This window comes from Asticcacaulis aquaticus, from assembly GCF_028550415.1.
In the GTDB taxonomy this organism is placed as follows: Bacteria; Pseudomonadota; Alphaproteobacteria; order Caulobacterales; family Caulobacteraceae; genus Asticcacaulis; species Asticcacaulis aquaticus.
Map to the genome: position 1 here is coordinate 38,720 of NZ_JAQQKX010000010.1, position 22,744 is coordinate 61,463.

A 22,744-nucleotide genomic window follows, 5' to 3' on the forward strand; every position below is an offset into this window, starting at 1 on the left:
CGTCGCCGCTTCCCTTATTAATTTATCCGATCCAGCTCCGGTCCGGGAAGACGGCCTCAAGCCGCCATTTGGTCGCCTGTTCGGCCGTCAGTTTTTTGGCCCAGAAGACGCGCTGGCTCATATCGCCCCCGATGCCGGAGGAATTATATTCGGCATAGTGCGCGGTCGCGTAGGTCTCGGTTTTCCCCGGCGTCCATTCGCGCCAGCCTTCCGGATGCAAAGGCGCATCGATCTGCGTATCGAGGAAAATCACCTGCGCATAGGGTCGCCACGCGCGACCAAGGTAAAAGGTCGCCCCCTCGCCCGCCGTGATGCGGCAGTGATCGAAAACATAGGCCGTGGTCTCGGTGTCAGCGGTACGGCTATGGGCCGTGATAAAGGCCGAACTGCGCGCCAGAATGTGCAACTGGCAGCGGTCGAAGAAGGCCAGAGCATTGCCGAATATATAATCGACGTGCCCTTCGATATAGCAGTCCTTATAGTATTGACGGCTGGGCTGAGTCGGCTTTTTCGACGCCGCATAGAGCGTGTCCTGTGCCCCCAGAAGCCGGACCTTCGTCAGGACGGCGCGGTCCGCCGTCAGGTACAAAGCGACGGCCTGCGACCCTTCGGTATTATTCAGATGGTAGTCGTTCTGTATCGTTAGATTCGAGGCGCGGAAACCGTCGCCGGTCACGGTGAACGAGGCGGATTTACCGGTGCCGCCGGCCATTTTCGAGCTGTCGCCCCAGACGATAACCACGTCGTTCGGTGTCTTACCCGTGCCGACGAGGTGCACGTCGGTCTTGGCTAGGGTCAGCTTTTCGCGATAGGTGCCCGGGGCGATCTCGATGGTCGCCCCGGTATCCCCGACGGCGGCAAAGGCTTCGGCGAGGGTCTTGTACTGCTCTGGCACCCTGATCACCGGGCGCGTTTGGGCTGTCGCCGGTAACGCAGCGAAAGCCGCTGCGCCCGACAAGGTCAGCCCGCCCAGAACGACTCTGCGCGATAATCTCATGTGATAGTCCCTGTTTTAACGTTCTGCGCGTTATCGCGCTTTTGTTAGCGCTAACTTTACATAACCGGCGACGTTTGACCAGACGAATTATCACCTGTGATAATTGTTTTTATCGCACCCTGAGACTGTATTCCGGTGTCAGGGTGAGCGATTCTATTTTCGCCACCTGCCCGTTTTCGAACACCGGTTTTACCGAGGCGTCAAGATAGACCTTGGAATCCTCGCGCAGCGGCATGATGGTCAGGGTCAAAGGCTTGTCCAGTTTCGCCGCATAACGCTTGAGCCCGATACGCCAGACCTGACCGTTGAAATATTCATCGTCGAGCATTTCAGGACCGGAGAACAGCCGCGCCACGTCGCCCTGATAGGTCACGTCCATATAGACGTCGGCCACGCCATCGAGCGCCCCCTTAGGGACCTCGATCGTCCATCCCGCCGACGCGCCGAAGCTTTCGGGTTCCGGCACGACCGGCGTGTTTTTCGGGCCATAGGTCTTGAGCGGCGGCGCCTTGCCCGCCGGACGCAGGACGGTGCGCGTCGCCGTCAGGGTCTTCGGCGTCGCCTGCGCCGTAAAGCCACGGAACACCCCGTCGGCCTTGCCGGATTTCAGGCTCAGCGTACCGGTCAGGTCCGCTGCCGGATAGATACCGAAGCTGAAACTGGCGTTGGTCGAGCGCAGTTCGAAGCCCTGAGCGTCGTCCCCGAAGACATGGGCGTCGCTGAGGATCAGGTGCGGCTTGCCCTTGATGTCGACCTTGGTCAGGTGTTCGGCCTGTGTATTGGTGAGAACCAGCACGCGCGCCGTCTTACCATCTTTCGTTTTGATCGTGACCACAGAGCCGCTGCCGGGTGTGACCGTCACCACCGCACGACCGTCGATAACCGCCTTTTTCGCGCCCTTGATCGAAGCAATCTGCGCATTGTCGAAGACCAGTTCCGGCGCCACACTCCCTGTCGCCTTGAAGACGTAGAGATCGCCCGCCCCGTCGGTAACTTTCGTCACCGGCTGCGCCGTTGCCCAGACCAGATTGACGCCCGACAGATCGAAATTGACCGGCCAGATAAAGGCGTCGCCGTCCCTGACGGTCACGCCCTTCGACGGCAAGGTCAGGCTTTGCGCCCCCAGTTTCACCGTGAACCGCGTATCGGTGTGTTCGGCCATGGCATACTGACGGACGTGGTTGTTGACGAAAACGAAGCCCGATGTCGCATCGCCGCGGAAGGCCCAGCGCAGGGTCTTCAGGTCTTTGGAATCAACCGCCTGCGTGTCGGGCGCATAGACGTGAGTGGGGGCCAGCCGATCGCCGAAATCCTGAAGGAAATAATGGATGGGCTTGATCTGATTCAGGACCGGATGCGCCTGACCGTACTGGCCCAGCGGTGCCTGAAAATCGTAGCCGCGCTTGGGGACATCGTTGAATCCGCCGGTCGCCACGCTTTCATCGCGCGACGGATAGCCCCCGGGATTCTGGCCGCCCTGGAACATGTAGTAGCCCATCAGGTTGACGCCGGAGCCGACCTTGGTAATGACCATGTCCACGATATCGTCGGGCTTGATGATCGGCCGGCGGCGGTACATCTGCGGCACGCCGCCGCCGTATTCAGCCCCGAAGAAGGGCGTGATGTCGGTGTCGCGCGCCCCGTCATCCAGTGTCGAGGTCGATCCCTGCGCCCCGAGGCCCTTTTCGTTGCGCACGCCAAACTGGAACATATAGCTCGATTTCGGTGGCAGGATGCTGGCCGAGGCCGACCACGGCTCGTCGACATAGGAGCCGAAGACCGGGATCACCTCGCCGCGCGGGAAGATGGCATTGTCCCAGCCGGTGACCGAATAGAGCGGTACGTCGAAACCGTCGGCGATGGCCATTTCCTTGAGCTTCGCGATATGGTCGCGCCCCTGATTGGGACCGTTGCGATTATATTCGTTCTCAAGCTGGAAGCCGATGATCGGCCCGCCATCCTTCCACAGAAGCCCCTTCACCTGCTGGAAGGTCTGTTTATAGAAAGCGTCGACATAGCTGAGATAGACCGGGTCGTTGCCGCGCGTCGGCACCGAATCGACGACCCAGTCGGGGATGCCGCCGAAGCGCACCTCGGCATGGGCCCATGGCCCCGGACGCAGATAGACGTACATGCCGTGTTTCGCACACAGTTCGACGAATTTTTTCAGGTCACGGTCACCGGACCAGTCGAATTTGCCCGGAAGCTCTTCGTGGTGCTGCCAGATGATATAGGTCGCCACGACATTGACGCCGGCGGCCTTCATCTTGAGGATTTGTTCTTCCCAGTAGGCGTGTGGGAATCGCGTATAGTGGAACTCACCCATCACCGGGATGACCGGCTTGCCACCGATCCTGAGATACTGGCTGTTGACCTCGATCGTTTCACCCGACGGGGCGCGATTGGCGCCCATTTTCAGCGTATTTTGCAACGGCGCAGGTGCGGCCTTGCTGGCATCGAGCGTGACGGTCTCGGCGGATGCCATGAAAGCGCCTTGGGCGGCCATCATCATGACCACCAGCGCCGTGGCGGTTGCCCAGTGTGTTTTCGACATTTGGTCGCTCCCCGTTTTATAAGATTATTTATAATATAAAAACTGATCTCGAAAAATCAAAGACAAAATAATCCTTCCGCAGGGATTATCGTTTGCATAAGGATTTGAGGCCGAATCATCGGGGGAACGGTGACCGGTTTACGGCGTCTCCGAGTAGGGCCCCTTGCCCCCATCCGTGATAAAGCGATCCACCCGCGCCGTTACCAGCGGCAAAGGCACGCTGCCCAGATCGAGGATCGTATCGTGGAAGGCGCGGATATCGAACCGGTCACCCAGTGCCGCTTCAGCCTTTTGCCGCGCCTCTTTGATGGTCAGATAGCCGAGATAATAACTCAGAGCCTGCCCCGGCCAGGTGATATAGCGATCGACCTCGGTCGTCAGTTCGTGCTCGCTGAGCGCAGTATTGTCGCGCATGAAGGCCTGCGCCTGTTCGCGCGTCCAGCCTTTGGCATGGATGCCGGTATCGACCACCAGACGCGCCGCCCGCCACATTTGGTAGGACAGGTAACCAAAGCGCTCATAGGGCGTCTCGTAGAGGCCCATTTCCAGCCCCAGATATTCCGCATAGAGCGCCCAGCCCTCGCCATAGGCCGAGATATAGGTCCGCTGGCGGAAATCGGCTAAATCCTTGTTTTCCATGGCCAAAGGCATCTGAAACGCATGGCCCGGCGCCGATTCGTGCAAGGTCAGGGCCGGTAGCGAATAGAGCGGGCGCGATTTCAAATCGTAGGTATTGACCCAGTAGGCGCCCGGCCCGCCGCGTCCGCTGGTGTAGAACGGCGCGATCTCCGGCGCGACCGGATAGATGCCGAACCTTCGTCGCGGCAAGCGGCCGAAATAGTCACCGGCCTTGGCGTCGAAACGTTTGGATACCCACGCCGCCCTGTAGAGCAGGTCCTGAGGCGTTTGGGCGTAAAACTGAGGGTCGGTGCGCAGGAAGGTCAGAAATTCGCCTAGCGAGCCTTTAAAGCCCACCTCGGTCATGATCGTCTGCATGTCGGCGCGGATTCTCGCGACTTCCCGAAGACCGATGGCGTGGATATCGTCCGGCGACAGGTCGAGCGTGGTATAGGCGCGTATCTGGGCCTGGTAATAGTCTTTGCCGTCGGGCAGGTCCGCGGCCGCCAGTCCGGCGCGGGCTTTCGGGATATAGTCGGTGACCATAAAGGTCAGTAGTTTTTTATGCGCCGGGATGACGCGCGTGGCGATGGCGGCCTCCGCCTGAGCCTGAAGGTCGGCTTTCAGCGAGTCACTGAAACCCGATGGCAGGTTCAGGAACGGCTTGAAATAGACCGTGTCGCGCGGTATGGCGTCGGCCACGCGAGCGATACTGGCCTCACGCCCCGTCAGGGTCACTTTCGGTGGCGTGAACCCACGTTTAAGGCCCGCGCGCATATTGTCGATATTCTGGTCGAAATAGCGCGGGACGTCGTTCAACTGCCTGATATAGTTTCGATAATCGGCCTCTGTGCGAAATGACGCCGAAGCCCCGTAAGCCAGATCGCTCCAGAACGCCGAGTCGGAATTGAGGGGCTTTTCGTAGTCGCGAAAGACCTGCCCGTCGATCAAAGCGTCGATCTGGGTTTTGTAAACCATGTAGTCGTCGCGTTCGCGCGGACTAAGCGCCGTCTGGTCGATAGCCTGTAGCTGCGCCCGCACCTTCAGCCAGTAATTGAGGCGCTGTTTTTGCGCCGCCGGCCCGACATCGGCCAGACGGTTGGCAATGCCGCTGCGTTCGGTCTCCTCGCTGTCGGCCTGCTGGGCCCCTCGCCACGCCCATTCAGCGCCGTAGATGGCTTTCAGGCGCGCGCCCTCACCGGTCGTCTGCGCCATCCCGGTGACCGGAAACGTACTTAAGGCAGCGGCCATTAAAACGGCTGAGAGGTTGGTCATCGGGATAGCCATAATCGGCGACACTGATGCCGAGTCTCGGCACCTGACAAGTTTTTTGATCGAGGCCACCGAAATGTCGGTTCAGGTTATTTCCAGTAAATCCCGGTGACGCCCCCCTCCCCTCGCCGATTGGCAGGCTTGGGCGACCCTCCAAAGGTCGCCAAAAGCCGGCCATTGCACGGTCATCACCGCAAATCTTCTGCGTTAAAGAGAAGTGTTAGTGAATCTAGTTAAGTAAGTTAAGGTTGGAAACGATCATATTTTCCCTTACAGATCAGGGGTGTAAGGTTTTATTAATCTCTGATACCCCGTCCTTGCGTCACTGTTCCCCCGCGTGAGCCGTCTCCGTTCCCCCGTGGGGCCGGTCACTCTTCCCCCGTTCGGGGTTACGGAAAATTCAAGGCTTTTCCACAGCTTGTGAACGGCATTTAACCATAGAACAAGCGGCAAAAGCGGTCACCGATCCCCCGAAAAGGCTTTGAGAGCCTAAAAACCCAAGGAAAAGTGTCAATAATGACTCCGAACCGAGTCCGGGTCACCGATCCCCCGACTCAGTGCTAGCGAATCGGTCACCATTCCCCCGATAGTTCGGTCTTTAATCCCCCGTGGCAATAGTCACCGATCCCCCGATAAAAAATCGAATCCCGGTCACCATTCCCCCGAGGATTTAATCGGCAAACCGTTTATGCATAAGGCCATCGACCTCCAGAGCGCGCTCGTCCTCAAGCGTCTGACGTTCCAACGCTTTCAGCGCATCGCGAACCTTGGCGCGTTCCTCGGCATTGCGGCGGATGAAGTGCACGGCGGGCGAACCGTCCGCCGTCTTGGTCAGGGTCATCTCGTATTCGGGCAAGGCATTTTTCACCAGAATGCGTTTCAGCAAATAGGTGAACTGTTTCAACGGGCTATCCGAACCAGTTTTCTCATGAAGTAAAGAGATTCGGCACGTCCAGCCGTCCGTCTGGTCACCGGCGTGTTTACGCGCCACGCGGTAGAGCGCCCGCTCCATGCCACCGGTTAGCAGAAAGTAGTCCGGGTGCATGGTCAGCAGCGAGCGCTCGGTGACAATACCCTGATAGACCCAGTCCGACAGAGTAATCGAGATGCCGCGCGGCGCCTCGGTCACCGGATCGACCTCAAGCTGGAAGGCGTCAATCCAGCCGAACTGCGCCTTGTCCTTGCGCTTGGGGGCGCGGATAGAGGTCTGGATCGTCGTCGATTCCAGCCGTTGCAGCGCTGCGTTCAGTTCCTGATAGGATTTGCCGCCGGTGTCGCGCTTGATGGCGCGTAGCAGGTCGTAGGAGGTCGTTTTTAGCGTCCGCGGCAGGTCGTTGACCCCCTGCTCTTTCAGCCGGTTGAGCGCCGAGGACGCCCAGATCATGATGTCGGCGTCCCAGATCGTCGCGATGCCGAATTCGGCGTTCCCGGAGACCTTGACCCAGGTATCGCCATCCGGCGACGTATATTCGATCGGCTTGAGGCGCTTGCGCTTGGCGAGCGAGAAAAAGGGCCGCTCCATGACCTCGCGCTGGTCTTTCAGCGACATGTCGCTGACCAGCGGGATAAACAGGTCGAACTGCGATTCCGAAGCGCGGCGTACCATGGCTTATAACTTACCTTCGGCTTTCAGCTTGGCCTCCAGCACCTCGACGGCCTGCTCGAAGACCTGCCCCAGCACTAGACCCTGAGCGTCCGCCAGGGCATAGAAGCGGCGCAATGCTTCGTCGGTGACCTTGAGATTGAGCTGACGGTTGCGACCCGTGCGGTAACGGCGCTGCAGGACAGGCTCCGCGGCTACGGGTTCAGCGGCCACGGCTTCGCGCGACGGGAACCCCCGCGCCTCGGCTACCGCGCGCAGAGCCTCTTTGTCGGGCTTGGGCTTTGATTTGGGCGTGAAGGCCGACAAATCGAGATCGTCGTCAAAAATGGAAGCGCGTTCAGTCACTTATGCTACCTCTTGTTGAAGGTTTTGGCCTTCTTTCAGCAATTCGATGGCCTCGGACACGAAGTCGCGGGCATTGGCAATCGCCTTGTCGATATTGGCGACCTGCTTCGGATCGAGTGTTTCCAGTGTCCCGCCGAAGGAGAACATCGCTTTGAACGATTCACGTTCGTGCAGTTGCGTGTTGAACAGCTTGATGCCGTGGCTGTGCAGTTGTTCGTGGATGGCGCTGAGCGTGCGCGGCTTGATGACCGGATTGGTCCGCGTCAAAAGCACCGCGTGCGGGATCGGCCGGCGCGACTGGCGTTCGGTATTCTTGATAAGGCTCAGGGCCTTGGCCGCCTGCTTGGCATCCAGTTGCGAGCCCTGCGTCGGCACCACGACCAGATCCGACGCTCCGATGGCATAGGCGACCGTCAGCGACGCCGTCCCTTCGCAATCGACGACCACGAACGGGGCTTCAGCGGCCGCCTCTTCGATCTTGTCGAGGATGTTTTCCTGATTGGCGTCCGATACGATGCTGATATTGGCCGGGCAGTCGGCCAGTTGCGACCAGGCAAGGATCGGACGGTTCGGGTCGGCATCGATGACGATGACCTTTGCCTTGCGCGCCAGTTGCGTCGCCATCAGGGTCGCCGCCGTCGTCTTGCCGACGCCGCCCTTGGGCGAAATGAACGAAATGACCGGCATGGCGGGCTCCCGGATAGCTACCCGATAGCTTGCGGGCGCGCTCAAAAAGTTAATAGAGTGTTAACGCAAACTGCGCCGATTCGACCCGAGGGTCCAGCGAAGCGCTTACCGATAGATACAAGATAGCTACCGGTAAGCTGACGGAAACCTACCAGACACCCGTCCGATAGCCTTCGGTTAGCAATAATCTAGCTTTCGGATGGCTAACAGGAAGTTAACAGATTTCAGAAAGGTGCCAGAAAGCCTGTAGAAAGCTTAAGGGGAGCTGTTTGACGGCTATCCGATAGAAATAAGATATCTTTTGGATATCCGAAGTGAGCGACGTTAAGAAGACGTGGGGTCGCAGACCCCACACCCCGAAACTACAAAAAATATAAATTCATATAAATTAATGACTTAAATCAGATATCTGGAAGGTATCTGCTGGCTATCCAATGCCATTGCGTGAAGGCAGGTTGGATAGCTAATGGCTAGCTGACGGCAAGGGCTAGGCACCTTGTCAGGTTTGACAAGGCGCAACCGTCTCTGTAAAAATTGTCCGACAAAATTAGATTGCGCCGCGCGCAACAGCCCACAGTCAGGAGACGACATGACGCAGCCTAACCCTCCCTTTTCCCGTCGTCATTTCATTGCGGGCGCAACGACCGTCGGTGCGGGGCTGGCGATAGCCTCAGCCGTGCAGGCCGCCAAGGCATCGCCGATCGTCAATCCCGTCGTCCTGCAACGCGCCGACGCGCAAATCTTCCGCCACAGCGACGGCTATTACTATATGACCGCCTCGGTCCCGGAATACGACCGCCTGATCCTGCGCCGGTCGAAGACCCTGGGCGGTTTTACGACCGCCGAAGAGGTCGTGGTATGGAAGCGGCCCGCGGCGGGTCAGATGGGTGGCTATATCTGGGCGCCGGAGCTGCATTGGTTCGACGGTCAGTGGCACCTCTATTTCGCCGCCGGCAACAGCGACGACAAGTTCCATATCCGCACCTACGTTCTGTCCTGCAAGGAAAAGAACCCGCTCAAAGGCCAGTGGAGCCTGACGGGGCAGGTCGAAATGCCTTGGGACAGTTTCAACCTCGACTCGACGGTTTTCGAACACAAGGGCGTCCGCTATCTGTGCTGGGCGCAGAAAGAGCCGGGGATTGCCACCAACAGCAATCTGTATCTGGCGCCGCTGGTCTCGCCGACCAAGCTGGGGGCCAAGCCGGTACGCCTGACCGTGCCGACGCTCGACTGGGAAATCATCGGTTATAAGGTCGCCGAAGCACCGGCCTTTCTGGTGCGCAACGGGCGCATTTTCCTGACCTATTCGGCGGCGGCAACCGATGCCAACTATTGCCTGGGCATGTTGACGGCCAAGGCTGATGCCGACCTGATGAACCCGGAGTCGTGGGTCAAATCCCAGCAGCCGGTATTCAAAACCTCAGCGAAAAACAAAGTCTTCGGGCCGGGCCACAACAGCTTCACGGTCGATGAAAAGGGCAGGGACGTGCTGGTCTATCACGGGCGTGACTATGAGCAGGTCAAGAGCCCGCTGCACGACCCGAACCGTCACACCCGTATGCAGTATTTCACCTATCGTGCCGACGGTACCCCCGATTTCGGCGAACCGGTTGCCAACGGCCTTTTGAAATAGCTATCGGATAGCTATTTGGTTTCGGGGTGCAGGGGGTCGAGCCCCCTGCGTCCTGAATGTCTTGAAAATATACCTTGGTCTGACTTGCCAGAGCGTCAAAGATAGCGCTAACATCGTGCTTACAGGGACGGTGAACGCCGGCCAGATATAAACAGGCCAAAGGCCGGACCGGGCAATTTATAGTCTTTGATCCCTTAAAGATCGGGCGTCTTTGCCGTGGCCTAACCTTATGCCGCCAGCGAAGGGTCAGACCAAATGAAATTGCGCCTCCTGTTATCCGCCGCTTTGTGGTTGGCTATTGCCAGTGGCGTTACCGCCGAGGCGCCGACGATTTCGGCGGGGACTGACGGGCGGCTGGTCTATGCAATGACCACCGATGGCCAGCGGATGATCGACTTTTCGTCCGCAGGTTATGCGGGAGGCGGCGTGGCTTTGCCGTTGCCTGCGCCCACCCTGCTGGTAAAGCCGGTGCGTGGCGATGCGGGTGGAGCGATTCAGGCGGCGATCGATCTTGTGGCGACGCGTCAGCCGGATGCCAACGGTATTCGCGGCGTAATCCTGCTGGCCCCCGGCGAATATCGCATCAAGGGACAGGTGCGCATCAAAGCCAGTGGCATCGTTCTGCGCGGATCGGGGACGGGCGACAAAGGCACCATCCTGATCGCCGATGGCCATGACCGTCGCACCCTGATCGATGTAGCGGGTGAGGGGAGCCTGACGGAAACCGCCAATACCCGCCGCGCCGTGTCGGGCCGCGCGCCGACGGGCACGGTGACGCTGGAACTGGCCGACACGACGGGTCTGAAAGCCGGGGATGCCGTGGTGGTTCACCGCCCGTCGACCAAGGCGTGGATTGCGGCGCTGGGGATGGATCAGTTTCCCGGCTGGCGGCCGGAAAACCGCCTGCACTGGCAGCCCGGGACGCGCGACATCGTCTGGGAGCGCCGTATCGTCGCCGTTAATGACAAGACGGTGACGCTCGATGCGCCCCTGACGACGACTCTGGTGCCCGAAGACGGGGCCTATGTCTCGACCTACGCCTTCGACGGCCGTCTGCGTCAGGTCGGCATCGAGAACCTGCGGCTGGTGTCAAACTACGATACAAAGCGCCCTAAGGACGAGGACCATAGCTGGGTCGCCATCGGGCTGGACAAGGTCGAGGACGCCTGGGTTCGCGACGTCGAGACGCGCCATTTCGTCAGCTACGCTGTCCATATCGGGCCGGACGCGCGACGCGTGACGGTTCAGGATATCGCCGCGCTCGATCCTGTAGGCGAGGTGGGCGGGTTCCGCCGCCGTATGTTCTACACGGCGGGCCAGCAGACCCTGATTCAGCGCTGTTTCAGCCGCCACGGCGGCCACGACCTGTCGACCGGCCACGCCGCCGCCGGACCCAACGTCTTCCTTGATTGTCGCACCGAAGAGTCGCTCGACGACAGCGGGCCGCTGGAAAGCTGGGCCTCAGGGGTGCTGTTCGACCGGGTCAAGATCCGCGGCGACGCCCTGCGCCTGACCGACCGCGACACGGACGGGCAGGGCGCGGGCTGGACCGCCGCCAACTCCGTGGCGTGGAATTCGGAGGCCACCGATATTGAGGCACGCAATCCCCCGGGGGCGTGGAATCTGGCCTTCGGATCGATGGCCACTGTGCATGGCGACGGTATCGTCACCGACGCGCGTGCTGTGGCCTTCCGTGACTTTTATCGTGGCGAGCCGATCGGACCGTCCAGTCTGTACCGCGTGCAACTGTTCGACCGGCTGGGTGAGGCGGGTTTGAAGGCGCTGGAACGTCAGGCGGTATCGACGAATGCCACCGGTGTACCGGTGCTGACCGCCGCCGATATCAAGGCCTATGAGGCGCGTCAGGCGGCGGCCCAACCGGCACCCAAGGGACCGCTGAAGGTCGAAAATGGGCGCTTCGTCATCGACGGTCAACCGGCCTGGACCGGGGTGATGGGTTATTCGTGGTTTCAGGGTCAGATTCCGCCGACGCTCGCGCCGACCTTCGGGCATGCGCTGGTGCGCTACGTGCCGGGACGGACGGGGACCGGCTATACCGACGATCTGGAAGCCGTGGTCGAGGCGATGAAGCCCGGCATGGCGTTCAACCAGTTCTATCCGTTGTGGTACGACCGGCGGCGCGTCAATCACAATTACGACGGCTCGGCCGAACGCGATACGGGCGAGGTGTGGGGCCCGCTGCTGGAGCAGCCGTGGGCGCGTAGCGGCGAGGGCGTGGCGTGGGACGGTCTGAGCAAATACGACCTGACGAAATATAATCCCTGGTATTTCGACCGCATCGCCGACTTTGCAAAGCTGGCCGATCAGCGCGGGCGCATCCTCTATTACAACTTCTATTTCCAGCATAATCTGCTCGAAAGCCGCGCCCATTATGCCGATTTCGCGTGGCGACCGGAAAACACGATCCAGCCGACCGGCCTGCCGTTCGAAGTGCCTGCGGCCAATATCTTCTACGACGTGAGCGATCCGCTGCGCCGCGACCTGCACCGCCGCTACATCCGCCACAGTCTGGGTGTGCTGAAAGACCGGACCAATGTCGTCTATGGCATCGATCAGGAATATACCGGCGACGACCGCTTCCTCGATTTCTGGTTCGATGAGGTCACGGCCTGGTCGAAAGAAAAGCGCAAACCGGTCTTCATCAATCTCAAGATCCCGAAACCGCAACTCGATCGTCTTCTGGCCGATCCGGTGCGCGGGCCGAAGGTGGCGGCGGTCGAGTTCCACCACTGGGTCTATCGCCCCGACGGCAGCCTCTATTCGGTGAAAAGCGGCATCAACAAGGCCCCGCGCGAGCAGACCGACGACATCGTGCGCGAGTCCGATATCGCGGCCCTGAAAGCCGCCAATCCGGGTCTGCCTGCCGACCTGCCAAAACTGAAGGCGACCTCGCTGTACGGGGCCATGCGCGACGGTTTGTGGAAGACGACGAAACCCATGCAGTACCGGGCGTGGCGCGAATACCGCGACCGATATCCGCACATCGTGGTCCTGACGACGCAGGACCGGTATCCGGACCTGACGTCCGCCATCGAGACCGCCTTGCCCGACACTAAACGGGCAGGGCTGGTACCCGTCGATGCGGTGGTCGAAGGCCGCGAAACGGCGTGGATGTCGAAACACCCATCCGGGGCGTGGCTGGTCTATTCGCCCGAAGGTACGACGGTACGGCTTGATCCGGCGCAGGTCGCGGGTGCGTTCCGCGTGACATGGATTTCCCCGGCGGGTACGGTCGATGGCGGCGTCTGGCGCGCCGATCAGCCGCTTAACGCGCCTGCGGGTAAAAGCTGGGCGGCGTGGCTGACGCCGGAAACGGCGCAATAGGAGGATGATATGACCGATTTCAAACCCCGTCGTCGTGACCTGATTGCCGGGACACTGGTCGCTGCCTTGGTCACCCCGGCGCGCGCCCAAAGCCCCGCGCCGACCGCCGGTCCTTTGGTCGAGGAATGGCCTGAGCCTTCCGGAACTATCGATTTATGGCCGAAGGGGGCGCCCGGTGCGCCTAAGGTCCTGCCACAGGAGAAGACGACCGAACGCAGCAAGGACCCGGCGATACACGACCGCTTCACGGTGGGAATCAGCCAGCCGCGGATGGCGGTCTTTCGCCCGGCCAAACCCAATGGCGCAGCGCTCCTGATTACGCCCGGCGGCGGCTATAGCTGGGTGGTGGTCGACCGCGAAGGCTATGAGATCGCCGGGCATTTCGCGAAGCTGGGCTTTACCTGTTTCGTGCTGTTTTACCGTCTGCCCGCCGATGGTTGGGCCAAGGGCTACAACGCGCCTCTGGCCGACGCTCAGCGCGCCGTGCGCCTGATCCGGCAGCGGGCGGCGGACTTCGGCATCGATCCGGCGCGCGTGGCCCATATGGGTTTTTCGGCCGGCGGGCACCTGTGTTGCGACCTCAATGCACGCTTCGGCACGAAAGCTTATGAGCCTGTCGATGCTGCCGATGCCCTGTCGGCGCGGCCCTTCCTGTCGGCCCCCATCTATCCGGTGCAGTCGATGACGCCGGGCGTCGCCCATATGGGGTCGCGCAAGAACCTGCTCGGTGAGGCCCCGACACCGGAGATGGAGGCGCTGCTGACCGCGGCGCGCAATGTCACTTCTGCCTCGCCGCCGTGTTTTCTGGTTCATGCCGAAGACGATGCCGGTGTGCCGCCGGAGAACTCTGTTGAGTACCGCGCGGCGCTGAAAGCGCACAAGGTACCCGTAGCCTTGCATCTGTTCACCGAAGGCGGGCACGGGTTCGGTATCCGCAAGACCGTGGGTTTGCCGTGTGCCGCCTGGCCCGGCCTGTTCATGGATTTTGCCCGGAAACAAGGGTTGGTGAGCTGACCCGGCGAACAGTGTGTTGTGATGTCATATGAATAATGATGCGCAGGGGCAAGATTATAGGGGAGAACACAGGTGGCGGGTGCAATCAACGGTATCGTTCCCGTCATGCTGACGCCGTTTACGGCGGATGACCGCATCGATTACGACGGCCTGAGCCGTCTGATCGAGTGGTATATCGCCAACGGTGCCGATGCCCTGTTCGCCGTCTGCCTGTCGAGCGAGATGTTTTTCCTGTCGCCGCAGGAGCGGCGCGAATTGGGCCGGTTCGTGGTCGAGGCCGTCCGGGGCCGGGTGCCCGTACTGGTCTCGGGTCATGTCAGTGAGGATGAAGAGGCGCAAAAAGCCGATCTGCGTGCCGCCGCCGACAGCGGGGCGGATGCGGTGGTTCTCATCACGAACCGGATAGGCGAGGGGGCGTTTCTGTCGCAACTGGATCGTCTGGTTCAGGCGCTTCCGTCCGATATCGATCTCGGTCTGTACGAGTGCCCCAGACCGCAGCGACGTCTGTTGAGCGATGCCGAATTGCAGTATTGCCTCGATATGGACCGCTTTGTGATCCTGAAAGACGTGTCGTGCGATCTGTCGGTGGTCAAGCGGCGACTGGCCTTGGCCAAGGGCTCGCGGCTTGCCATCAGCAATGCCAATGCCGCCATCGCTTTCGACGCCATGAAAGCCGGGGCGCGGGGGTTTTGCGGCATCTTCGCCAATTTCGCGCCGGACCTGTACAAATGGCTGCTGACGCACGGCGAGCGCCATCCGCAGGTCGCGGCGCAGGTCGCGCCGACACTGGCGGTGGGGTCGTTGTGCGAGCTGTTCGGCTACCCGGCGCTGGCCAAACGCTATCATCAGCGTCTGGGCACCTTTGCCTCGACCCATACGCGCGCACTGGGGGAGGATTTCGACCTTTATGCGCGTTGCTGGGCGGTGGAGGACGTGCTTGATAATATCGAAGCGTCGATCGAAACGGCGCGGGCGGCGATTCAAAGCCTAAAAGTACCGGCTTAAGGTACCTAAAAATCAGAGGCCAAAAGGCCCGTGTGAGCGCATTCCGAAAAGTGTGCAACGGTTTTCGGAAGCAAATGCGCGACAAAACAAAAAATTAGAGCACGGTTCCGATCCAATCGGATCGGGACGTGCTCTAGACAGGAGACGAAACATGGCGAAGGGCATCAGCCGTCGTATGGCTATAGGTGCGGCCTCGGCGCTGGCCGGGGCGGCCAGTCTGCCGGCCGGCGTGTGGGCCGCTACACCGGTCACACCCGCCAATCTGCGTATCGAATGGCTGACCGCGCCGCTCGGTATCGACACGCGGCGTCCGCGGTTTCGCTGGGAGATTACGGCCCCCGAAGGCGCGCGCGACGTCATGCCGGGGATATCGCGCGTGATCGTCGCATCAAGCGAGGCGGCTCTGCGTCGTCGTCAGGGCGATGTGTGGGACAGCGGTCTGCAAAAGGGGCGTCTGGACACACAGCCGAAAACACCGCTGAAACTGGCCTCGCATACCCCCTATTACTGGGCGGTGGTCACCGACGGGCAATGGAGCGAAACGGCGTCGTTCGTCACAGGCATTATCGACCCTTCGACGTGGCAGGGTAAATGGATCGCCGCCAAGGCCGACCCGGCGCCGGGGACGCATGTGCGCGGGCAGAACATGGTCCTGACGCCGCCGGAAGAAACCATATTGCCGATTTTCCGCACCGACTTCGACGCCGGAAAGGTCGTGCGCGCCGTGGTATCGGTGACCGGGCTCGGCCATTTCGAACTGACCGTCAACGGCAAGCCCGTGACCGACAGCCTGCTCAATCCCGGCTGGACCGAATACGACCGGACGATCTACTACACGACCTACGACGTGACAAAGTTGCTGAACAATGGCGGCAACCGGCTGGGGGTGTGGCTCGGCAACGGCATGTACAATGCCGAACGCGTCAAGGGTCGCAAGACCAAGTTCAGCCACAGCTACGGCAAGCCGAAATTCAGCCTGCACCTCAGCTTGTTTATGGCCGACGGGTCGGTGAAACAGGTCGTCAGCGACAAAAGCTGGCAGGTCAGCGAGGGGCCGATCCTGTTCTCGTCGATCTTCGGCGGCGAAGACGTCGATGCGCGGCGCGAACGATCCGGCTGGGACACGGTAGCCGACACTGCGACCGATGGCTGGCGAGCAGCGCTGGAAGTGCCTGCGCCCAAGGGCAGGTTGCGCGCCCAGCCGATCCCGCCGGTGCGTCAGCACCAGCGCTTCGAGACGGTCACTATCACCGAGCCGAAACCCGGCGTCTTCATCTACGATCTGGGGCAGAACTTCGCCGGCCGGCCCGAACTGATCGTGCGCGGTCCGGCAGGGGCCAGCGTGAAACTGACCCCCTGCGAGGTCGTCGACGAGCAGGGCCTGGCACGGCAAAAGAGCTTCAATGCCGGGGGCGAAAAGGGGACGGTTGAGTATAATTACACGCTGGCCGGTCGCGGCGACGAACGCTTCGTGCCGCGCTTCAACTATCACGGCTTCCGTTTCCTTCAGGTTGAGGGCGCGGCACCGAAGGGCAGGGCAGGCATCGGTCAGGCCGAAGTCCTCTCGCTGTCGGGGCAGTTCTGCTACACCGACCTGCCGGAGGCGGGCCGCTTCGCGTGCAGCGATCCGCTGTTCGGGCGTATCCATCGCCTGATCGAACGCGCCGTGCTGAGCAATGCCTACAGCGTCCTGACCGACTGCCCGCACCGCGAAAAGCTCGGCTGGCTGGAGCAGAACCATCTCAACGCTCTGACGGTCTTCTATAACCGCGACGCCGTGACGATGTATGAAAAACTGGTCCACGATATCAACGATACGCAGAAGGCCGACGGCATGGTGCCGGGCATCGCGCCGGAATATATGCAGTTCCTCAAACCCGACGGCAGCGATCAGGACGCGCGCAATTCGCCGGAATGGGGCGGAGCGGTGGCGCTGGCGGCGTGGGCGGCCTACCGGCAATACGGTGATCCGCAATTGCTTGCCGACGGCTATCCGGCCATGCGCCGTTATGCCGACTATCTGGCTTCGCGCGCCGACGGCCATATCGTCGATTTCGGACTTGGCGACTGGTACGACGTGGCCCCCAATGGCAAGCTGGGGCCGTCGCAACTGACCAGCCGCGCCCTGAGCGGTACGGCGACCTATATTCAGGTGCTCGATACGCTGGGTAAGGTGGCGACGGTGCTCAAACGCCCGGCGGCGGAAATCGCCGACGCCGGACGCCGCCACGCCACGGTGCGCGACGCCTTCAATGCCCGGTTCTACAAGGCCGATGTCGGCAGTTATGATCGCGACAGCCAGACGGCCAATGCCATGCCGCTGGCGCTTGGTATCGTGCCGAAGGGACAGGAACAACGCGTGCTGGCGGCGCTGGTCAAGGCCGTGCGCGACAGTCAGAACGGCGTGACGGCCGGCGATGTCGGCTTCCACTATGTGGTGCGCGCCCTGATGATGTACGGGCGCGACGACGTGCTGTTCGACATGCTGTCGGTCACCGACCGGCCCAGCTATGGCTATCAGCTGGCCAAGGGGGCGACGGCCCTGACCGAGGCGTGGAACGCCGACTGGAACAAGTCGCTCAACCACTTCATGCTGGGGCACGGCGAAGGCTGGCTCTATGGCGGTATCGGCGGCATCCACGTCGATTTCGCCGATGCCGAGGGCCGCGTCATCACGGTCGCGCCGAAACCGGTCGGCAGCCTGACTTCTGCCGATGTCGCCCACACGACCGTCTTCGGCGAGGTGCGCAGCCGGTGGATACGCGAGGGTCAGCGTATCGAGATGGAGGTCGATATCCCGCCGGGGGCCAAGGCCCGCATCATCGTGCCGGGGGTGAAGGTCGCCCAGCTCATCGGGTCCGGCCATCATCGCTTTACAGGGGCCGTCGCATGAGATCCTTGACCTCCGTTCAGCGTCTGTCGCTGGTGCTGCTGGTAATTACCGGTGCGCTCAACTATCTCGACCGCAGCGCCCTGTCGGTGACCAATGCCGCCATCCGCGAAGAGATGGGCCTGTCGCTCGGCGAAATGGGGCTGCTGCTGTCGGCCTTTTCGTGGAGCTATGCGATCGCGCAATTGCCGGTCGGCGGCCTGATCGACCGCTATAGGCCGCGCCTGTTCCTGACGGTGGGGGTCGCCTTCTGGTCGATCGCGCAGGCCCTGTGCGGGCTGGTCACCAACTTTGCGACGTTTCTGGGTGCGCGCATCCTGCTTGGGGTCGGCGAGTCGCCGCAATATCCGACGGCTGCGCGGGTGGTCAGCGACTGGTTCCCGCCGGAAAAGCGCGGCTTCCCGACGGGCGTGTTCAACTCCGCCTCGCCGCTGGGGACGGCGATTGCGCCGCCGCTACTCAGCGTGTTTCTGGTGCTGTGGGGCTGGCGCGCGGTGTTCGTCGTGCTGGGGGTCGCCGGGTTATTCGTCGCGGCCCTGTGGTGGGCGGCCTATCGCAATCCAAACGAGGTGAAGCTGTCGGAAGACGACCGCGCCACGATCACGCAGGCGGCGGTCGAAACCAAAACCGGCGGCGGGATCAAGGCGTGGGGCGCGCTGTTCAAACACGCGACGACCTGGGGGATGATCTTCGGCTTCTTCGGCTCGGTCTATCTCAACTGGCTGTACCTGAGCTGGCTGCCCAACTACCTCCAGATGGAGCGCGGCATGGACACCATCCGGTCTGGCTTCGCCGCCTTCGTGCCGTTCTTTTTCGGCTTTATCGGGTGTCTGGTCGCGGGCGGTTTGTCCGACCGGCTGGTCAGGCTGACCGGGTCGACGGTCAAGGGGCGCAAATATCTGGCCATCGGAGCGATGTTCGGCATGGCGGCCTTCACCGTCCCCGCCGCGCTGGTTCAGAGCAACACCTTGGCGCTGGCCTGTATCTCCGCCGTCATCTTCCTCGCCAATGTCGCCAGCGTCGGCTCGTGGGCGCTGGTCTCCGCCGTCGCACCGCCACAACAGGTCGCCTCATTAGGTGGTTTGCAGAACTTCGGCGGCTTTATCGGCGGCGCGCTGGCCCCCATCGTCACCGGTTATATCGTGCAGGCCACCGGCAGCTTCGTACCTGCCCTTCTGGTGGGCGCGGCGGCGGCCAGCCTGTCGGCGCTGGTTTATCTCTTCGTGGTGCGCAAACCGATTGCGCCCGATCCTGATCTATCCGTGGAGTCGTTTACATGAGACGTCTGTTCCTGAAATCCGTCGCCGCCGGGGCGCTGGCCATGACGCTGCCTCTACCCCTGCGCGCGCAACAAACCGACGCCGAAAAGTTTGCACCCGAACCTGTCAAGCCCGGCGGGGCTATACTCAGCCGCGTCAATACCTACGATACTGCCCCCTATATCGAGCCGCACGCCTCGACCATCGTCGAGACGCGGGCCAAAACCATCCTCGCGGCGTGGTTCGGCGGCACCAAGGAGCGCAATCCGGACGTCTGTATCTGGGTGGCGCGGCTGCAAAACGGCAAATGGTCGCCCAGTGTCGAGGTCGCCAATGGCGTTCAGGCCGATGGGACGCGTCTGCCGACGTGGAACCCGGTCCTGTTTCAGGACCCGACCGGCGACCTGCACCTGTTCTACAAGGTCGGCCCCAGCCCCAGCGCCTGGTGGGGGATGGTGATCAGCTCCGCCGATGACGGCAAGACGTGGACCAAACCGCGCCGCCTGCCGGACGGTATATTGGGCCCGATCAAGAACAAGCCGGTGGTGCTGTCCGATGGCTCGTGGCTGTCGCCGTCGAGCACCGAAGGCGGCGAAGGCATGACCGGCGACACCAATGTGGGCTGGCGCTTTCACTTCGAACGTTCGACCGACAAGGGCAAGACGTGGACGAAGACGGCCAATGTGCCGTCAAAGGTCTCCATCGAAGCCATCCAGCCCAGCGTTCTGTTCCACAAGGACGGGCAGTTGCAGGCGATCGGTCGCACGCGGCAAGGCGTTATCGGCTCGACCTGGTCGAAGGACAACGGTCTGACCTGGAGCAGCATCACGGCCATCGATTTGCCGAACCCCAGTTCCGGCACCGATGCCGTGACGCTGAAAGACGGGCGGCAACTGGTGGTCTATAACCACTCCGGCCATCGCCCGGACGAGCCGGGCAAGGGCGACCGCTGGCCGCTCAATATCGCCCTCTCGGACGACGGTATCCACTGGCGCAACGTCCTGACGCTGGAAGACAAGCCGCTGGTGTCGGGTTATGCCTATCCGGCGGTGATCCAGACCTCGGACGGGTTGCTGCATATCACCTATACAGTAGGTCGCCGCCGCATCCGCCACGTGGTCGTCGATCCGAAAAAGCTGGTCTAACTCCAACTTAGGATCGTCGGCGCGTTCGGTGTCAGGGACACCGTGCGCGTCCGGTCACCGAAGGTGACGGTGCGTTGTCCGGCCCTTGTGGCGCGCAGGGTCAGGCGTTCGGGCTGGCCGTCTTTCCATATCAGGTCGGCTTCGACGTCGCCGCGCAGGCGGATGCCGGTCAGGCGACCGTCGGGCCACGCTTTGGGCAGGGCCGGGAGCAGGTGAACGGTTTCGGCCCGGCTCTGGATCAGCATTTCGATAATGCCACGGACGCCGCCGAAATTGCCGTCGATCTGAAACGGCGGATGGGCGTCGAACAGGTTCGGATAGGTCAGGTTCGGTGATAGCAGATTACGCAGGATCGTATGGGCGCGCTCGCCGTCACGTAACTGCGCCCACAGGTTCAGCCGCCAGCCGACGCCCCAGCCGGTGGCGTTGTCCCCGCGCAGATCGAGTGACTTTTTCGCGGCAACTGCCAGGTCCGGGGTCTCATCCATATTGATCTGCTGCGAGGGGAACAGACCGTAGAGGTGCGAAACGTGCCGGTGGCGCAGGTCGTGCGCGGTGTCGTCCCAGTCTTCCTGCCACTCCTGAAGCAGGCCCGTCTTGCCGATCTTGTCCGGGGGCAGGCGGCTTCGTGTAGTTTTTAACTGCGCGGCAAAAGCCTTGTCGGTCTTCAGGATCGTGGCGGCGGCTATGGTATGGTCGAAGAGGTCGCGCAGGATCTGCATGTCCATGGCCGGACCGGCGCACAGGGTCGAGCCGCGCCCGTGGTCGTTTTCCGGCGAGTTGGACGGATTGGTGACCAGCATCCCCGTCTTCGGATCGGTTTGCAGGGTTTCGACGAAAAACTGTGCCGCGCCCTTCATAAGGGGATAGATGCGACGCAGGAAGGCCATGTCGCGCCGGTAGTCGTAATGGTCCCACAACTGCACGCACAACCACGCGCCGCCGGTCGGCCAAAGTCCCGTACGCATGAAGTCGATTGGTCCCGACGCTCGCCACAGGTCGGTATTGTGGTGCGTTACCCAGCCGCTGGCGCCATAAAGGTCGCGGGCGGTGCGTGCCCCGGTCACCGACAGTTCCTCGACCATCCGCACCAGTGGCTCAAGACATTCGGACAGATTGGCCGGATCGGCGGGCCAGTAGTTCATCTCGGCATTGATGTTGAGCGTATATTTACTGCCCCAGGGCGGTCGGTTCAGCTCGTTCCAGATACCTTGCAGATTGGCCGGTTGCGACGTGCCACGCGACGACGAGATCAGCAGGTAACGCCCAAACTGGAAATAGAGCACGGCCAGCATCGGGTCTTTCAGGCCGACGGCGTTTTCGACGCGGCTGGCGGTGGTGCGGTTGCCGCCGCGCCCTTCGGGTAGCTCAAGTGCCACGCGCGCGAACAGGCTGCGATAGTCCGTGATATGGGCGGATTTCAGCGTCTCGAACGACGTCGCACGGACAGCGGCGATGTGGCTGCGGGTCAGGGCGTCGGGATCGCCCGATACATTGGCTGGGGATAGATAGCTGGTAGCTATCGCCGTATAAACGGTGATGTAGGTCGCGCCGCGCACGCGCAGGGTCGGGCCGTAGGCTTCGATCCTACCGTCGGTGACGACGCGGGTCCGAATCTGAAATTTCAGCCGTCCGGGATTGTCGAAATCGCTGTTGTTGACACCGGTCAGGGTCAGTTCGTCACCGGATGTTGTGACCTCGCCGCGCTGACCGCTCGACAGGCCGATGTCGGCATCGAGCGGCCCACCCGTGGCGGTCAGCGACACCGCAATGACATTGGCCGGGAAACTGGAGATGACCTCACGCACATAACCGATGCCCTCCGACGTGAAGCTTGTGCGGCAGACGGCGGTATTGAGGTCCAGTTCGCGCTTATAACCGCTCACGGAGGTTTCGTTGACGCGCGGCAGGTCGATCAGCAGGTCACCGGCGTTCTGATAGGACATCATGCGCATCGGCACGGCACGGATATCGGCGTCGGCCAGCTTTTCAGCCTCGGCATATTGACCCGAAAAGATCAGTTCGCGCACTCTCAAGATGGCCGCGCGACCCTTCGGATTGACGTTGTGATAGGGTCCGCCCGACCACAGGGTGTCTTCGTTCAGTTGCAGCCGCTCGCGCTTGATGCCGCCGAAGACCATGGCGCCCAGCCGCCCGTTACCGACCGGAAGCGCTTCGGTCCATACGGCGGCGGGCTTGTCGTACCACAGGCTCAGACGGGGGTCGTGCGGGGGTTCGGCTTGCGTTTCGGCGGCCTTCAGGGTGGGCGCTACGGTCCCGACAGCGACCGATGCCAGTACGGCGCGGCGCGACGGTTTTACCGGATCGATCATGGAATGCCCCCTCTTGTTTTCATCGACCCTAACCGAGCGACGTT

Annotated in this window: 14 protein-coding genes; 7 read left to right on the top strand and 7 right to left on the bottom strand. The window is 61.7% G+C overall.

All coding sequences use genetic code 11. The annotated features are described in order from the left end of the window. Window positions 1–22: 22 nt before the first annotated feature. The 6 genes from PQU92_RS12660 to PQU92_RS12685 form a co-directional block, all read right to left on the bottom strand. Window positions 23–997: a pectinesterase family protein gene (locus tag PQU92_RS12660; RefSeq protein ID WP_272748587.1), complete on the bottom strand. Its 975-nt coding sequence runs from the start codon at window positions 995–997 to the stop codon at window positions 23–25. Between the two features lie 109 nt (window positions 998–1,106). Next, a complete protein-coding gene (locus PQU92_RS12665) occupies window positions 1,107–3,551 on the bottom strand; it encodes a beta-galactosidase (RefSeq protein ID WP_272748588.1) in 2,445 nt (814 codons plus the stop codon). 138 nt (window positions 3,552–3,689) lie between these two features. Continuing rightward, window positions 3,690–5,444, bottom strand: a complete 1,755-nt coding sequence (locus PQU92_RS12670) for a DUF885 domain-containing protein (protein WP_438263824.1) — start codon at window positions 5,442–5,444, stop codon at window positions 3,690–3,692. 667 nt (window positions 5,445–6,111) lie between these two features. After that, entirely contained in the window at window positions 6,112–7,047 is a 936-nt protein-coding gene (locus tag PQU92_RS12675; RefSeq protein ID WP_272748589.1) for a replication initiator protein A, read from the bottom strand. Window positions 7,048–7,050: 3 nt separating this feature from the next. Then, window positions 7,051–7,389 carry a stability/partitioning determinant gene (locus tag PQU92_RS12680; protein WP_272748590.1) on the bottom strand — a complete coding sequence of 113 codons (339 nt, stop codon included), beginning with the start codon at window positions 7,387–7,389 and terminating at the stop codon, window positions 7,051–7,053. Beyond that, complete coding sequence (locus PQU92_RS12685; protein WP_272748591.1) at window positions 7,390–8,076, bottom strand: AAA family ATPase; 687 nt, start codon at window positions 8,074–8,076, stop codon at window positions 7,390–7,392. Window positions 8,077–8,665: 589 nt separating this feature from the next. On the opposite strand from PQU92_RS12685, the gene PQU92_RS12690 reads away from it, so the two are divergent. The 7 genes from PQU92_RS12690 (at window position 8,666) to PQU92_RS12720 (ending at window position 20,367) form a co-directional block, all read left to right on the top strand. Continuing rightward, window positions 8,666–9,709 (top strand): glycoside hydrolase family 43 protein, encoded by a 1,044-nt coding sequence (locus PQU92_RS12690; protein ID WP_272748592.1) that lies wholly within the window; start codon window positions 8,666–8,668, stop codon window positions 9,707–9,709. 255 nt (window positions 9,710–9,964) lie between these two features. Beyond that, window positions 9,965–13,054 carry a DUF6298 domain-containing protein gene (locus PQU92_RS12695; RefSeq protein ID WP_272748593.1) on the top strand — a complete coding sequence of 1,030 codons (3,090 nt, stop codon included), beginning with the start codon at window positions 9,965–9,967 and terminating at the stop codon, window positions 13,052–13,054. Window positions 13,055–13,063: 9 nt separating this feature from the next. Further along, window positions 13,064–14,068: an alpha/beta hydrolase gene (locus tag PQU92_RS12700; protein ID WP_272748594.1), complete on the top strand. Its 1,005-nt coding sequence runs from the start codon at window positions 13,064–13,066 to the stop codon at window positions 14,066–14,068. 72 nt (window positions 14,069–14,140) lie between these two features. Then, window positions 14,141–15,073 carry a dihydrodipicolinate synthase family protein gene (locus PQU92_RS12705; protein ID WP_272748595.1) on the top strand — a complete coding sequence of 311 codons (933 nt, stop codon included), beginning with the start codon at window positions 14,141–14,143 and terminating at the stop codon, window positions 15,071–15,073. Between the two features lie 151 nt (window positions 15,074–15,224). Then, window positions 15,225–17,966, top strand: a complete 2,742-nt coding sequence (locus PQU92_RS12710; protein ID WP_272748596.1) for an alpha-L-rhamnosidase — start codon at window positions 15,225–15,227, stop codon at window positions 17,964–17,966. Continuing rightward, entirely contained in the window at window positions 17,963–19,243 is a 1,281-nt protein-coding gene (locus PQU92_RS12715) for an MFS transporter (RefSeq protein ID WP_272748597.1), read from the top strand. The genes PQU92_RS12710 and PQU92_RS12715 overlap by 4 nt, the downstream gene beginning before the upstream one ends. Further along, the gene (locus PQU92_RS12720) at window positions 19,240–20,367 is read left to right on the top strand and encodes a sialidase family protein (RefSeq protein WP_272748598.1); all 1,128 of its coding nucleotides are present in this window, start codon (window positions 19,240–19,242) and stop codon (window positions 20,365–20,367) included. Before PQU92_RS12715 ends, PQU92_RS12720 begins: the two co-directional genes overlap by 4 nt. Here PQU92_RS12720 and PQU92_RS12725 read toward each other — a convergent pair. Next, window positions 20,364–22,700, bottom strand: a complete 2,337-nt coding sequence (locus PQU92_RS12725) for a glycoside hydrolase family 95 protein (protein ID WP_272748599.1) — start codon at window positions 22,698–22,700, stop codon at window positions 20,364–20,366. The two genes, PQU92_RS12720 and PQU92_RS12725, sit on opposite strands and share 4 nt — an antisense overlap. Window positions 22,701–22,744 lie beyond the last annotated feature (44 nt).